This window comes from Nocardia sp. NPDC046763 (assembly GCF_040645495.1).
Classification (GTDB): Bacteria; Actinomycetota; Actinomycetes; order Mycobacteriales; family Mycobacteriaceae; genus Nocardia.
The window spans coordinates 117,705-134,606 of the sequence record NZ_JBEYYI010000025.1; the positions used below are offsets into that span (position 1 = coordinate 117,705).

A 16,902-nucleotide genomic window follows, 5' to 3' on the forward strand; every position below is an offset into this window, starting at 1 on the left:
TTGGACCGGCTGGATTTCGGCGGCATCGGCGAAGCTGGCAGCGAAATCGCACCGGGATCGGGCGAACTTTTCCCGCTGTCGCCGGCGCAGCTCGGCATCTGGTATGCCCAGCACCTGGACCCGCAGGTCCCGATCAATATCGCCCAGTACGTGGAACTGCGCGGCGAACTCGACCTCGAGTTGCTGGAACGCGCCATGGTCCACGGCTCGGAGGAGTTCGGGTCGGGCTTCCTGCGCATCGTCGAGCGTGACGGCGAGCCCATGCAGATGGTGGACCACTCGCTGGACCGCACCATCTACCACGTCGATCTGAGCGATGAGGCCGATCCGGCCGCCGCGGCCCAGGCCTGGATGCGCGCCGACTACAGCGCCCCGCTGGACCTCACCCGGGACCGCCTCATCCGCACGGCCATGCTGAAGCTGGCCGACGGCCATTACTACTGGTACGCGCGCATCCACCACATCGTGCTGGACGGCTTCGGCGCGGTGACCTATATGACCCGCGTCGCCGAGCTGTACACCGCGTACGTGCAGGGTGTCGAGCCCGCGCCGCACAAGCTGACCGACCTGCCCACCCTGGTCGAGCAGGAATTCGCCTACCGTGAGAGCAGCCGCTTCAAGTCCGACAAGGAGTACTGGGCCGAGCGGGTCGCCGGGCTCGAGGACGGCACCAGCCTGGTCGGCCGCTCCGCGCCGCCGGCCGCCATCAACCGGATCGCCACGGGCGCGCTCAGCGAGGATCAGAGCTCGCTGCTGGACGACGCCGTGGCGCGCCACGAGTCGTCGCCCGCAGGTCTGCTCATCGCCGGTTTCGCGGCCTATCTCGCGCAGTGGACCGGTAGCGAGGACGTCATCCTCAGCCTCCCGGTGACCGCGCGCACCACCGCGATCATGCGCCGCTCCGGCGGCGCCGCCTCGAACATCGTGCCGCTGCGCCTGCGCGTCGGCCACGGCGCGACCGTGACCGATCTGCTCAAACAGGTGCAGGTGGAGGTCTCGGGTGCGCTGCGTCACCAGCGCTACCGCGCCGAGGACATTCGCCGCGACTCTACGGGCGAATTCACCGGGGGCGAGGTGGGCTCGCAGTTCTTCGGCCCGTGGGTCAACATCATGTTGTTCCACAACGAGGTCGTGCTCGGTGACATCACCGGTGAATACAGCGTGCTGTCCACCGGTTCCATCGAGGATCTGGGCGTCAACTTCTACCAGTCGGTGAAGGGCACTCGGAATCACATCGATTTCGAGACCAACCCCAACCTGTACTCCGAGGACGAGACCGAGCGTCACCACGCGCGGTTCCTGGAGTTCTTCGATCGTTTCCTGGCGGCGGGGGAGGAGCAGCCCGTTTGGGGCCTGCCCATCACCACCGCGGCCGAGCGCACCCGCACCCTGGTGGAGTGGAACTCCGCCGCGCACGAGGTGCCGGTCACCACGCTGCCGGCATTGCTGGACAAGCAGATTCCGCTGACCCCGGACAATGTCGCCGTCGAGTTCGAGGGCGAGCAGCTCACCTACGCCGAGTTCGGTGCGCGCGTCAATCGCCTGGCCCGCTTTCTCATCGCGGACGGCGTCGGCCCGGAATCGCTGGTCGCCCTGGGCATGCGCCGCTCGCTCGACCTGGTCGTCGGCATGCACGCGGTGCTGCGCGCCGGTGGCGCGTACGTGCCGATCGACCCGGATCACCCGGCCGACCGCACCGCCTACATCCTCGAGTCCGCGGCACCGGTCTGTGTGCTGACCACCGCCCGCGACGAGCTCGGACTGCCGGCTGAGTTCGATGGCCGCTCCGCAAGCTCCGCGGCTCGAGTGCGGCGCTTGGAGATCGACACGCTCGACGTCTCCGGCTTCTCCGCGGAGCCGGTGACCGATGCGGATCGCCTGGCCCCGCTGCGCCCGGACAACACCGCCTACGTCATCTACACCTCGGGCTCGACCGGCCGCCCCAAGGGCGTCGCCGTCACCCACCACGCCATCGTCAATCAAGAGCTGTGGATGCTCGACGAGTATCCGCTCACCGAAGACGATGTCTACCTGCAGAAGACCGCCACCACCTTCGACGTGTCGCTGTGGGGCTACTTCATGCCGCTGCTGGTGGGCGCGAAGCTCGTCGTGGCGACCCCGGACGGCCACCGCGATCCGCTGTACGTGGCGGAGATGATCGAGCGCCACGGCATCACGGTCACCGACTTCGTGCCGTCCATGCTGACGGTCTTCGTCGCGCACGCCACCCGGACCCAGTGTGCCTCGCTGAAGTACGTTTTCGTGATCGGTGAGGCGCTGCCGCCGGAGACCGGCGCGGGCTTCCGCGAGATCACCTCGGCCGGGCTGCACAACCTGTACGGTCCCACCGAGGCCGCGGTCTCGGTCACCTACTGGGAGAACACCGCCGCCGACAACGTCACGGTGCCGATCGGTCTGCCCGAGTGGAATGTCGAAGTCTACGTTCTGGATTCGCGGCTGCGGCCCGCCGCCATCGGTGCCGCGGGTGAGCTCTATCTGGCGGGCCGTCAGCTGGCGCGCGGCTACAAGGGCCGCCCGGATCTGACCTCGGACCGCTTCGTCGCGAACCCGTTGTCGCCCAACGGCGAACGCATGTACCGCACCGGTGACCTCGTCCGCTGGAACGACGACGGGGCCCTGGAGTACATCGGCCGCACCGACTTCCAGGTGAAGTTCCGCGGCCAGCGCATCGAGCTCGGCGAGATCGAGACCGACCTGCTGGCCCACCCGACCGTCAGCCAGGCCGCCGTCCTGGTCATGGACACCGCCACCGGTCAGCAGCTGGTCGCGTACGTGGTCCCGGTCCCCGGCCAGTCCATCGATCCGGCCGAGCTGACCCGTTTCGCCGCCGAGAAGCTGCCGTCCTACATGGTTCCGGCGTCGATCATGGTGCTGGACGCCTTCCCGCTCAACACCTCCGGCAAGCTGGACCGTAAGGCCCTGCCGGAGCCGGTGTTCAGCGCGGATGCCGCCGGCTACCGCGCGCCGCGCACCGCCGCCGAGGAGATCGTGGCGGGCGTGTTCGCCGATGTGCTCGGCCACGATCGGGTCGGCGTCGACGACAACTTCTTCGATCTGGGCGGCAACTCGCTGGTCGCCACCCAGGTGGTGGCCCGCATCTCGGCCGCGTTCAGCACCCGCCTGGGTGTGCGCGCGCTGTTCGAGACCCCGACCGTGGCGGGCCTCGCCGCGCGGGTGGAAGCCGCTGGGCCGTCCGATGTTTCGCGTACCCCGCTGGTGGCGCAGGAGCGCCCGGACCGGGTGCCGCTGTCGCTGGCGCAGCAGCGCATGTGGTTCCTCAACCAGTTCGACCCGAATGTCCCCACCTACAACCTGCCCTTCGTGGTGCGGTTGCGCGGACAGGTCGATATCGAGGCCCTGCAGCTGGCGCTGGCCGATGTGGTCGCGCGCCAGGAATCCCTGCGCACCATCTTCCCCGAGTCCGGCGACGGCGGCTTCCAGCAGGTGCTGCCGATGTCCGAGGTGGAGCTGGGCATCGAGGTCATCGATCTCGCCGAGGCCGAATTGCCGTCCGCGCTGGCGGAATTCGCCTCCGCCGGTTTCGATGTCTCGACTCAGCTGCCGATTCGCGTGCGCGTGTTCCGGGTCGCCGGTGCGGCGGCGCTCGATGCCGACGAGGTCGATCTCGCGGTCGCCTTCGTGGTGCATCACATTGCGGCGGACGGCTTCTCGTTCGGTCCGCTGTCGCGCGACATGACCGCCGCCTACCTGGCGCGGGTGGCCGGTCAGGAGCCCGCATGGGTGCCGCTGCCGGTGCAGTACCAGGACTTCAGCATCTGGCAGCGCGAGGTGCTCGGTTCGGAATCCGATGCCGAGTCCATGGCCGCCCGCCAGATCGCCTATTGGCGAGGTGCGCTGGCCGGGCTGCCGGATCAGCTGGACCTGCCGGCCGACCGTCAGCGTCCGCCGGTGCAGAGCTTCCACGGCTCCCGCGTCACCTTCGAGATTCCGGACGAGCTGCACGCCCGGCTGGCGGGTTTGGCTCGCGCCCAGGGTGTTTCGCTGTTCATGGTCATGCACAGCGTGCTGGCCGTGCTGTTGGCCCGGCTCTCGGGCACCAGCGACATCGCCATCGGCACCCCGGTCGCCGGTCGCGGTGAGCAGGCGCTCGACGACCTGATCGGCATGTTCGTCAACACCCTGGTGCTGCGTTCGGAGGTGGATGGGGCCGAGCGCTTCACCGACTTCCTGGCCCGCACCCGGGAGACCGATCTGGCGGCCTTCGCCAATACCGATGTCCCGTTCGAGCGGCTGGTCGAGGTGCTCAACCCGACCCGCTCGCAGGCCCGGCACCCGCTGTTCCAGGTCATGCTGTCGTTCCAGGAGATGTCGCACGGCTCCATGGAACTGCCCGGCCTCACCGTCTCCGCGGACGAGCTCGAGGTCGACATCGCCAAGTTCGACCTGCAGTGGACGCTGACCGAGCAGCGCGGCCTGGCCGGTGAGCCGGCCGGACTGTCGGTGGTGCTGTCCTACGCCACCGATCTGTTCGACGCCTCGACCGTGGCCGAGTTCGGGCAGCGCTACCTGCGCGTGCTGGAGACCGCCGTCGCCGCGCCGGACACCGTGGTGCGCGATATCGACGTCCTCGACGCCGGTGAGCGCGAGACCGTGCTGCACGCGTGGAACCACACCGCGCGCGAACTGCCCTCCGCCGCAACCGTTCTCGACCTGTTCGAGGAGCAGGTGCGGATCCGCCCGCACGCCACCGCGCTGATCTTCGATCCGGGCGAGCGCAGCGGCAGCATGTTCGGTCCCGCCGAGGAGCTGAGCTACGCGGAGTTCTCCGCGCGCGTGAATCGCCTGGCGCGCAGGCTGATCGACGCCGGCGTGGGCCCGGAGTCCCTGGTCGCGGTGGGCATCCGCCGCTCGGTGGACATGCTGGTCGCCATCTACGCCACCCTCACCGCGGGCGGCGGCTACGTGCCGATCGACCCGGACCACCCGGCCGAGCGCACCGACTACGTGCTGCGCACCGCCGAGCCGGTGGTGCTGCTCACCACCGCCGACGATGCCGTGGAATCCTCGGATTGTCGAGCGCTGCACCTGGATTCACTGGATCTGGGCGACTACAGCGCCGCTCCTGTCACCGATGCGGACCGGCTGGCGCCGCTGCGGCCGACCAATGTCGCCTACGTGCTGTTCACCTCCGGCTCGACCGGCCGCCCCAAGGGCGTGGCCATCCCGCATGCCGCGGTGCTCAACCAGATCGCCTGGATCACCAACGAATACGACATCGACGACACCGATGTGATCCTGCAGAAGACGCCGGTCACCTTCGACGTCTCGGTGTGGGAGCTGTTCGGCTCGCTGGCCGTGGGCGCGCAGCAGGTCATCGCCGCGCCGGACGGCCACCGCGATCCGATGTACCTGTCGGAGGTCATCGGCCGGCACCGGGTCACCATGACCTCGTTCGTGCCGTCCATGCTGAGCGTGTTCGCCTCCAGCGCCTCGTCGGCCGAATGCCTGTCGCTGCGTGCGGTTCTGGTCGCCGGTGAGGCGCTGCCGCCGGCCACCGTGACCGCTTTCCGCCGCTTCTCCACCGCGGCCGTGCACAACCTGTACGGCCCGACCGAGTTCACCGTGCACGCCACCTACGCGCCCATCGACGCGCCCGTGGTCACCTCGGTGCCCATCGGCCGCCCGGTGTGGAACGCGCAGACCTATGTGCTGGACGAGGGCCTGCGCCCGGTGCCCGCGGGCGTCCCGGGTGAGCTCTACCTGGGCGGTGTCCAGGTGGCGCGCGGCTACTTCGGCCGACCGGACCTGAGCGCCGAGCGCTTCGTCGCCAACCCCTACGGCGAGCCGGGTTCGCGCCTGTACCGCACCGGTGACCTGGTGCGCTGGAACCATGGGCGCTCCGCAGGCTCCGCGCCCGCGGGCGGAATCGGCCACGGCATTCTCGAATACATCGGCCGCACCGACTTCCAGGTGAAGTTCCGCGGCCAGCGCATCGAGCTCGGCGAGATCGAGACCGCGCTGCTGGACCACCCCAAGGTGCAGCAGGCCGTGGTGCTGGTCATCGACACCGTGGCCGGCGATCAGCTGGTCGCCTACATCGTGGCCGGCGGCCCGGTGGATCTGGACGGCGTCAAGACCTCATTGCAGCGCACCCTGCCCGCCTACATGGTGCCGGGTTCGATCATGGTGCTGGACGCGTTCCCAGTGAACGCCTCCGGCAAGCTGGACCGCCGCGCGCTGCCCGCGCCGCGCTTCGAGGTGCGCGAATTCCGTGCTCCGACAACGCCGATCGAGGAGATCGTCGCCCAGATCTTCGGCGAGGTGCTGGGCATCGCCCGGGTCGGCGTCGACGACGACTTCTTCGAACTGGGCGGCAACTCGCTCATCGCCACCCAGGTGGCGACCCGGCTGGGTACGGCCCTCGACACCCGTGTGCCGGTGCGCATGCTGTTCGAGGCCGCCACCGTGGAAGCCCTGGCGGCCCGGGTGGAATCGCATGTCGGCGACGGCGGCCGCAAGGCCCTGGTGGCCCGCGAGCGGCCCAGCGAGGTCCCGCTTTCACTGGCGCAGCAGCGCATGTGGTTCCTCAACCGCTTCGACACCGCCTCGGCGGTGAACAACATCCCGGTCGCCATCCGGCTCTCCGGTGAGCTCGATATCGCGGCCCTGCAGGTCGCGGTCATCGACGTCATCGACCGCCACGAGTCGCTGCGCACCGTCTTCCCGGAGACCGCGCACGGCCCGGTGCAGCGGGTGCTGGACGCCGCGCAGATCGTGCCCGACCTGACGCCGGTGCCGGTCACCGAGTCCAATCTGATCGAGCACCTGGTCGAGCTGGCCACCATGGCCTTCGACGTCACCGACGAAGTGCCCTTGCACGCCGCGCTTTTCGAGATCAGCGAGTCCGAGTACATCCTCGGCATGGTGGTCCACCACATCAGCGCCGACGGCTGGTCCATGGGCCCGCTGGCCCGCGACGTCATGGTCGCCTACGCCGCCCGCACCTCATGGGAGGCCCCGGCCTGGGCGGAGCTGCCGGTGCAGTACGCCGATTACGCGCTGTGGCAGCGCGAGGTGCTGGGCTCGGAGGACGATCCGGATTCGCTGATCGCCAAGCAGATCCGCTACTGGACCGACGCGCTCGCCGATCTGCCGGACGAGCTGGTGCTGCCCGCCGACCGGCAGCGTCCGGCGGTGGCCAGCTACCAGGGTGGCACCTATCCGTTCGCCATCTCCGCCGAAACTCAGCAGGCGCTGGTGGATCTGGGCCGCCGGCACAATGCCTCGCTGTTCATGGTCATGCACAGCGCGCTCGCGGTACTGCTGGCCCGCCTGTCCGGGACCGGCGACATCGCCATCGGCACCCCGGTGCACGGCCGCGGTGAGGCCGCGCTCGACGACCTCATCGGCATGTTCGTCAACACCCTGGTGCTGCGCACCGAGGTAGACGGCACCGAGACCTTCGCCGATCTGCTGGCTCGCTCCCGCGATACCGACCTGCACGCTTTCGCGCACGCGGATGTGCCGTTCGAGCGGCTGGTCGAGGTGCTCAACCCGGCCCGGTCGCAGGCTCGCCACCCGCTGTTCCAGGTCATGCTGACCTTCCAGAACACTCGGCAGGCGAGCCTGGAACTGCCCGGGCTCTCGGTCAACGGCATCGACTACGACGCCCGCCTGGCCAAGTTCGACCTGCAGCTGACCCTGCAGGAGGCCCAGGACGATCACGGCGAGAACGCCGGTATGTCCGCCGAGATCTCCTATGCGCTGGACCTTTTCGACGAGCCCACCATCGCGGCCTTCGCGCACCGCCTGGACCTGATCCTGGCGGCCGTTGTCGCGGACCCGGACCGGCCGCTCGGCGATATCGACCTGCTGGTCGCCGACGAGCGCGAGCGCGTGCTCGACGAGTGGAACGACACCGCGTTCAACCTGGCGCGGGTGCTGCCCGCGCTGCCGGAGGGCGAGGCGGCGACGCTGGTGTCGCTCTTCGAGGCACAGGCTCTGACCAGCCCTGATGCGCCTGCCGTGGAATTCGAGGGGACGGCTCTGTCCTATGCCGAGTTCTCGGCGCGGGTGCACAAGCTGGCCCGCAAGCTCATCGCCCAGGGCGTGGGCGCGGAATCGCATGTGGCACTGGCCATCCGGCGCTCGCTGGATCTGGTCGTCGCCATGTACGCGGTGCTGGAGGCCGGTGGTGCGTACGTGCCGCTGGATCCGGATCAGCCCGACGAGCGCATCGACTACGTGCTCGACACCGCCCGCCCGGTCGCGATCCTCACCACCAGCCGCGACGATTTCGTCACCGGCCGCAATGTGCCGGTGCTCGAGGTCGACACGCTGAACCTGGAGGACTACTCCGACGCGCCGATCACGGATGCCGAACGGGGACAGGCGATCCGGCCCGAGCACACGGCCTACGTCATCTTCACGTCCGGTTCGACCGGCCGCCCGAAGGGCGTCGCGGTCGAGCATGGTGCGATCGTGAACCGCCTGCTGTGGATGCAGCACGAGTACCCGATCGACGCGAACGACGCTGTCCTGCAGAAGACCCCGGCCACCTTCGACGTGTCGGTGTGGGAGTTCTTCTGGCCTCTGCAGACCGGCGCCCGCCTGGTGGTCGCCCGGCCGGACGGCCACCGCGACCCGGTGTACCTGGCCCAGGTCATCGCCGAGACCGGCATCACCACGGCCCACTTCGTGCCGTCGATGCTGTCGGTGTTCGTCGCCACCCTCGGCAACGAGAACGGCGACTCCTCGCTCCCCGCACCGCGTTTGCGGCAGGTGTTCGCCTCGGGTGAGGCGCTGCCCGCGCCGACCGCGCAGAAGCTGCGCGAGCTGACCGGCGCCCGCCTGCACAACCTGTACGGCCCGACCGAAGCGGCCGTCGACGTCACCTACCACGAGGTCGTGGACACCGACACCGTGTTCGTGCCGATCGGCCGTCCGGTGTGGAACACCGAGACCTACGTGCTCGACGCCCGCCTGCACCCGGTCGCGCCGGGTGTCGCGGGTGAGCTCTATCTGGCGGGCGATCAGCTGGCGCGCGGCTACCTCGGCCGCCCCGACCTGTCGGCGGATCGCTTCGTCGCCAACCCGTTCGTCTCCGGCGACCGCATGTACCGCACCGGCGACCTGGTCTCCTGGACCGCCGACGGTGAACTGAACTACCTGGGCCGCACCGACTTCCAGGTGAAGCTGCGCGGTCTGCGCATCGAGCTGGGTGAGATCGAGGCGGCGCTGCTGGCGCAGCCGGGCGTCGCCCAGTCGGTCGTGGTGGTGCGCACCGACGCGCACGCCGGTGACCAGCTGGTCGGCTATGTGGTGCGCGAGCCCGAGGCGGTCGTGGACGTCGACGCGGTCAAGGCCGCGCTGAGCGGCTCGCTGCCCGCGTACATGGTCCCGGCCGCGCTCGTGGTGCTGGACGCCTTCCCGGTCAACGCCTCCGGCAAGCTGGACCGCCGGGCCCTGCCCGCACCGGTCTTCGAGGCCAAGCGCTTCCGCGCCCCCTCGACCCCGATCGAGGAGATCATCGCGCAGATCTTCGCCGACCTGCTCGGCGTCGAGCGCGTCGGCGTGGACGACGACTTCTTCGAGCTGGGCGGCAACTCGCTGGTCGCCACGCAGGTGGTGGCCCGCCTGGCCGCCGCGCTGAACGCCGAGATCGGCGTGCGCGTGCTGTTCGAGGCCCCGACCGTGGCCGCGCTGGCCGCCCGCGTGGAGTCGCACGCGGGAACCGGTGTGCGCCAGGCGCTCACGGTTCGGTCCCGGCCGGAGTACCCGCCGCTGTCGCTGGCGCAGCAGCGCATGTGGTTCCTCAACCGGTTCGATCCGGAATCTGCCGCCAACAACATCCCGGCGGCCGTAAGGCTCACCGGCGCACTGGATCTCGACGCCATGCGCGGGGCCATCGCCGACGTGGTGGCGCGGCACGAGTCGCTGCGCACCCTCTACCCGTCGCACGAGGGCGTCGCCTACCAGAAGGTGCTGCCCACCGGCCGCGCCATCCCCGAGCTGGATGTGCTGGACGTGACCGAGGGCGAATTGTTCGCCGCGGTCTACGACTTCGCCGCTCGCGGCTTCGACGTCACCACCGAGACCGCCGTCCGCCTGCGCGCCTACCGCCTCGCGGCCGACGATCACGTGCTGGTGCTGGTGGCCCACCACATCGCCGCCGACGGTTTCTCCATGAACCCGCTGGTGCGCGACCTCATGACCGCCTACATCGCGCGCAGCAACGGCGAGACCCCGGGCTGGACCGAACTGCCGGTGCAGTACGCGGATTACGCGCTGTGGCAGCGGGAAACGCTGGGCTCGGAAGAGGATCCGCGCTCGCTCATCACCGAGCAGCTCGACTACTGGCGCGACACCCTGTCCGGCCTGCCGGACGAGCTGCGCCTGTCGGCCAAGCCGCGCCCGGCCGTCGCGTCCTACGACGCCGGCACCCACCGGTTCCAGGTGCCCGGCGAGCTCATCGCCGGGCTGAACCGGGTGGCGCAGTCCAACGGCACGACCCTGTTCATGGTGGTGCACAGTGCTTTCGCCGCGCTGCTGGCGCGCCTGAGCGGCACCGAGGACATCGCGGTCGGCATTCCGGTGGCGGGCCGTGGCGAGCAGGCGCTCGACGACCTCGTCGGTATGTTCGTCAACACCCTGGTGCTGCGGTCGCCGGTCGACACCGGCACCAGCTTCACCGACCTGCTGAAGACCGTGCGCGAGCGCGATCTGCAGGCCTTCGCCCACGCGGATGTGCCGTTCGAGCGGCTGGTCGAGGTGCTCAACCCGGCCCGCTCGCAGGCCCGGCACCCGCTGTTCCAGGTCATGCTGTCGTTCCAGAACCTGGGCCGCACCTCGCTGGAACTACCGGGTCTGAGCGTGTCCGAGCTGGCCATCGACCAGCAGTCGGCCAAGTTCGACCTGCAGCTGACACTGAGCGAGGTCATCGGCGGTGCCGCGGCGGGCCGCGAATTCGATACCGCGGCGGGCCGCGAATTCGATACCGCGGCGGGCCGCGAATCCGATACCGCGGCCATGGACGCTGAACTCGTCTATGCGACAGACCTTTTCGACGCGCAGTACGCCGACGTCTTCGCGCAGCGCTTCGTCGCCATGCTCACCGCGGTGGCCGTGGATCCGACCCAGCTGGTCGGCGATGTCGAGCTGCTGAGCGCGGCCGAGCGTCGCCAGCTGCTGGTGGGCTGGAACGAGACCGCGTTCGAGCTGGACACCGCGCTGCCGGAGATCTCCGAAGGCGCTGCGGCGACGCTGGTTTCGCTGTTCGAGGCACAGGTCGCGCTGACTCCCGAAGCGACCGCGGTCACCTTCGAGGGGACACCCGGGCGGAGCCCGGAAAACAAGACACAGTTGTCCTATGCCGAGTTCGCGGCGCGTGTCCGCAAGCTCGCGCGCTGGCTCATCGCCGAGGGCGTCGGACCGGAATCCTTTGTGGCGCTGGGCATGCGCCGCTCCATCGACCTGGTCGCGGGTATGTACGCGGTCACCGTCGCCGGTGGCGCGTACGTGCCGCTGGATCCGGATCACCCGGCCGAGCGCACCCAGTACATCCTCGACACCGCGAAGCCGGTATGCGTGCTGACCTCCGGGGACGACCTGGAAGGCGTCGACGCGCGCCAGATCCGGATCGACGAGCTGGACCTGTCCGGCTTCGCCGACACCCTGGTCGCCGACACCGAGCGCCGAGCGCCGCTGCGTCCGGCGAACACCGCGTACGTGATCTTCACGTCGGGCTCGACCGGCCGTCCCAAGGGTGTGGCCGTGAGCCATGCCGCGATCGTGAACCGCCTCGTCTGGATGCACGCCCAGTACGGGCTGGCCGCCTACGACGTGGTGCTGCAGAAGACCCCCGCCACCTTCGACGTGTCGGTGTGGGAGTTCTTCTGGCCCTTGCAGGTCGGCGCCCGCCTGGTGGTCGCCAAGCCGGACGGCCACCGCGATCCGGCCTACCTGGCCGAGATCATCGTCCGCGAGGGCGTCACGGTCACCCACTTCGTGCCGTCCATGCTGGCCGTCTTCGTGGCCGAGCCGGGCGCGGCCGACTGCGTCAGCCTGACCAATGTCTTCGCCTCCGGTGAGGGCCTGCCCGCGCCGACCGCGCAGAAGCTGCGCGAGCTGACCGGCGCCCGCCTGCACAACCTGTACGGCCCCACCGAGGCCGCGGTCGACGTGACCTTCCACGAGGTGACCGACGCCGACCTGGCCTCGGTGCCGATCGGCGCGCCGGTCTTCAACACCCAGGTGTACGTGCTGGATTCGCGCCTGAGGCCGGTTCCGGTGGGTGTCGCGGGTGAGCTGTACCTGGCGGGCGATCAGCTGGCCACCGGCTATGTGGCCCGCCCCGACCTGACCTCGGATCGCTTCGTGGCCAACCCCTTCGGCGACGGCGTCCGCATGTACCGCACCGGTGACCTGGTCACCTGGACCGGCAATGGCGAGCTGGAGTACCTGGGCCGCACCGACTTCCAGGTGAAGCTGCGTGGTCTGCGCATCGAGCTCGGCGAGATCGAGTCGGCGCTCACCGCGCTGCCGTCGATCGCCCAGTCCGTGGTCGTCGTGCGCAACGACGAGCGCACCGGCGATCAGCTGGTCGCCTACCTGATCGCCGCCGACGGTCACCTCGACCTCGACGCGGTCAAGGACGAACTGTCCGACCAGCTTCCGGCCTACATGGTTCCGGCCGCCTTCATGGTGCTGGACGCCTTCCCGCTCAATGCCTCCGGCAAGCTGGACCGCAAGCAGCTACCCGCGCCGACGTTCGCCGCCAAGGCCTTCCGCGCCCCGGCCACGCCGGTGCAGCAGACGGTCGCCGGCACCATCGCCGACGTGCTCGGCCTGGACCGGGTCGGCCTGGACGACGACTTCTTCGAGTTGGGCGGCAACTCGCTCATCGCCACCCAGGTGATCGCGCGCCTGTCCGCTGCCCTGGATGCCGACATCCCGCTGCGCGCGCTGTTCGAGGCCACCACCGTGGCCGCCCTTGCCGCGCAACTCGAATCGCGCGTCGGCACCGGCGCCCGCGCGGCGCTGGCCGCCCAGGAGCGCCCGGAGCTGGTGCCGCTGTCGCTCGCGCAGCAGCGCATGTGGTTCCTGAACCGCTTCGACAACCGCACCGCGGTCAACAACATCCCGGTGGCGCTGAAGCTCACCGGCGCGATCGACTCGGCCGCCTTCACCGCCGCCATCGGCGACGTGCTGGCCCGCCACGAGTCGCTGCGCACCATCTACCCCGAGGTCGAGGGCGATGGCTACCAGCGCATCCTGCCGCTGTCCGAGGTCGACTTCGAGGTGCGGACCGAGACCGTCACCGCGGCTGACCTGACCGCGCGCATCACGCAGCTCGCGAGCGTGTTCTTCGACGTCACCCGCGAACTGCCGTTCCGCGCCACCGTGCTCAGCCTCGGCGAGGCTGCGTCCAACACGGCGGTCGCGGGGCCCTCCGTGGTTACGCAGGCAAGCGCGGAGAGGCGGAGCGACTCCTCCGGGCCTGACGCGCCCGCCGAGCATGTGGTGGTGCTGGTGCTGCACCACATCAGCGCGGACGGCGTCTCGTTGCGCCCGCTGCTGCGGGATGTGGTGGCCGCCTACCTGTCCCGCAGCACCGGCGAGGCCCCGGCCTGGTCGCCGCTGCCGGTGCAGTACGCGGACTACACGCTGTGGCAGCGCGAGATCCTCGGCGCGGAAACCGATTCCGAGTCCCTCGCGGCCCAGCAGATCGCCTACTGGACCGACCGGCTGGCCGACCTGCCCGAGCAGATCGAGCTGCCCGCCGACCGCCCGCGACCGGAGATCGCCACCAATGCCGGTGGCACCTACGACTTCTCGATCGACGCCGAGCTGCACCGCGCCCTGACCGGCGTGGCCCGCGAGCACGACGTCACCCTGTTCATGCTGGTGCACGCCGCCCTGGCCACCTGGGCCGCGCGCCTGTCCCGCGCCACCGACATCGCCATCGGCACCCCCGTCGCGGGCCGCGGCGAACGCGCGTTGGACGACCTGGTCGGCATGTTCGTCAACACCCTGGTGCTGCGCAGCGAGGTACGGCCGGACGCCGCCTTCCGCGACCTGCTGGCCCAGGTGCGCCGTACCGACCTGGCCGCCTTCGCGCACGCCGATGTGCCGTTCGAGCGCCTCGTCGACGTGCTCAGCCCGGTCCGCTCGCAGGCGCACCACCCGCTGTTCCAGGTGGCGCTGACCTTCGAGGCCGCCGGGGCCAAGGACGCCGCGGCGGTCGCGCTGCCGGGCTTGGAGCTCGAGGTCGTCGAATTCGACCCGGGCACCGCGAAGTTCGACGTGCAGCTCACCGTGAGCGAGCGCGCCGACGGCTCGCTGGGCCTGTCCTGGAACTACGCTGCCGACCTGTTCGACGCCGAGACGGTCGTCTCCTTCGCCGAGCGCCTGGTCCGCATCCTGCGCGCGGTCGCCGAGGATCCGGCCGCGCTCATCGGCGATATCGACCTGCTGGGCGAGAGCGAACGTCACAATGTGGCCGAGCACTGGGTCTCCGCGGGCGAGGACATCGTCGCCCTGGCCCGGACCGCGCGGGCCGCGGTCGCCGACGCCGAACGCGCTGTCGCCGACGGCACCTCGGGCATCGCGCCCGAGGCCGCCGCCCTCCTCGCACTGGGCGCGTCCGCCGAGCGCCTGGCCAACCCGCTGGCCGCCCTGGCCAGCCCGTTCGTGGCGGCCGACGCCACCCTGTCGAGCCTGTTCGACCTGGCCGTGGCCGCGCATCCGGAGCGCGTCGCGGTGCGCTTCGGCGACGAGGAACTCACCTACTTCGACCTGGACCGCCGCGCGAATGTGTTGGCGCGCCGCCTGATCGGCGAGGGCGCGGGACCGGAATCGCTGGTCGCGGTGCTGCTGCCGCGTTCGGCGGATCTGGTGGTGGCGCTGCTGGCCGTTATCAAGACCGGTGCGGGCTACGTGCCGATCGATCCCACCTACCCGGCCGACCGCATCGCCTACGTGCTCTCGGACGCGCGGCCGACCAGCGTGATCACCGACTCGACCGTGCAGGTCGAGCTGCCCGTCGAGCTGAACACCGTACTGCTGGACGGATTCTCGCTGGAGGCGGGCAATATCGTGGACGCGGCCGACGGGCCGGTCACCGATGCCGACCGCCGGGCCGCGCTGCGCCCGGACCACGTCGCCTATGTCATCTACACCTCCGGCTCCACCGGCCGCCCCAAGGGCGTCGCGGTGGCGCACCGGAATGTGGTGCGGCTCATGGCGAACACCGATCGTGAGTTCGGCTTCGGCCCCGACGACGTGTGGACCCTGTTCCACTCCTACGCCTTCGACTTCTCGGTGTGGGAGCTGTGGGGCCCGCTGCTCTACGGCGGCAAGCTCGTCGTGGTCGACTACTACGTCTCCCGCTCGCCCGAGCAGTTCCTGGAACTGCTGCGCCGCGAACAGGTCACGGTGCTCAACCAGACCCCGTCGGCCTTCTACCAGCTGGCCGAGGCGGACCGGATCGCTACCTCGGCGAGCCGAGAATTGGATACCTCGGCGAGCCGAGAATTGGATACCTCGGCGAGCCGAGAATTGGATACGGCCGCCGGTGACCAGCAGTCGCTGGCGCTGCGCTACGTCATCTTCGGCGGTGAGGCGCTCGAGCTGCGCCGTCTGTCGGATTGGGTTGCCCGCCACGGTGCTGGGTCTGATGGCCGCTCCGCAAGCTCCGCGGCTGGCACCCCGTACCTGGTGAACATGTACGGCATCACCGAGACCACCGTGCACGTCTCGGTGCGCGTGCTCGATGCCGACACCATCGCCGCCGCCACCGGTTCGGTGGTCGGCCGGGCCATCGCGGGCCTGCGTGTCTACGTCCTCGACGACCGACTGCACCCGGTGCCGGTCGGTGTCGCGGGCGAAATGTACGTCGCCGGACCGCAATTGGCGCGTGGCTACCTGGGCCGCCCGGATCTGTCCGCGGCCCGTTTCGTGGCCAGCCCCTTCGGGGTGCCGGGCGAGCGTCTGTACCGCTCCGGCGACGTGGCGCGTTGGAACCGCTTCGGTGAGCTCGAATACCTGGGCCGCGCCGACGACCAGGTCAAGGTGCGCGGCTTCCGCATCGAGCTCGGTGAGATCGAGTCGGCCGTGCTGGCCCAGCCGGGTGTGGCCCAGGCCGCGGTCATCGTGCGCGAGGACCAGCCGGGCGATCAGCGCATCGTGGCCTACGTGGTGCCAGCCGTGGCGAGCCGCGAAATGGAAGCCGTGGCGAGCCGCGAAATGGAAGCCGTGGCGAGCCGCGAAGTGGAAGCCGTGGCGAGCCGCGAAATGGAAACGGACGGCATCTCCTTCGCTGCCGACGCGGTCCGCGACGGCGCGGCCGAGCTGCTGCCGTCCTACATGGTTCCCTCCGCCATCGTGGTGTTGGACCGGATCCCGTTGACTGTCAACGGCAAGCTGGACCGCCGGGCGCTCCCGGCCCCGGCCGCGCAGGCGCGTGCCTTCCGCGCTCCGGAGACCCCGGTGCAGGAGACGGTCGCGGCCGTCTTCGCCGAGGTTCTGGATCTGCCGCGGGTCGGTCTGGATGACGACTTCTTCGATCTGGGCGGCAACTCGCTCATCGCCACCCGTGTCGTGTCGCGCATCGGCGCGGCCCTGGACACCACGGTCGCGGTGCGCACCCTGTTCGAGGCCACCACGGTCGAGGCCCTGGCGGCCCGCATCGAGTCGCACGCCGACGGCGCGTCCCGCGCCAAGCTGGTGGCCCGCACCCGGACCGCCGGTGAGCTGGTGCCGCTGTCGTTCGCGCAGCAGCGCATGTGGTTCCTGAACCAGTACGACACCTCGTCGGCGGCCTACAACCTGCCGCTGGCCATCCGACTCACCGGTGAACTCGACACCGCCGCACTGGAACTCGCGGTCGCGGACGTGGTCCGTCGCCACGAGTCGCTGCGC

The 16,902-nt window shown here is 70.0% G+C and carries 1 protein-coding gene (cut by a window edge); it reads left to right on the forward strand.

Annotation, left to right across the window (positions count from 1 at the left end):
* Positions 1-16,902: part of a non-ribosomal peptide synthase/polyketide synthase coding region (locus ABZ909_RS32500; protein ID WP_357007310.1), annotated on the forward strand (this coding region is incomplete at its 3' end). Its footprint extends 13,101 nt past the window's final position; the window shows 16,902 of its 30,003 annotated nt.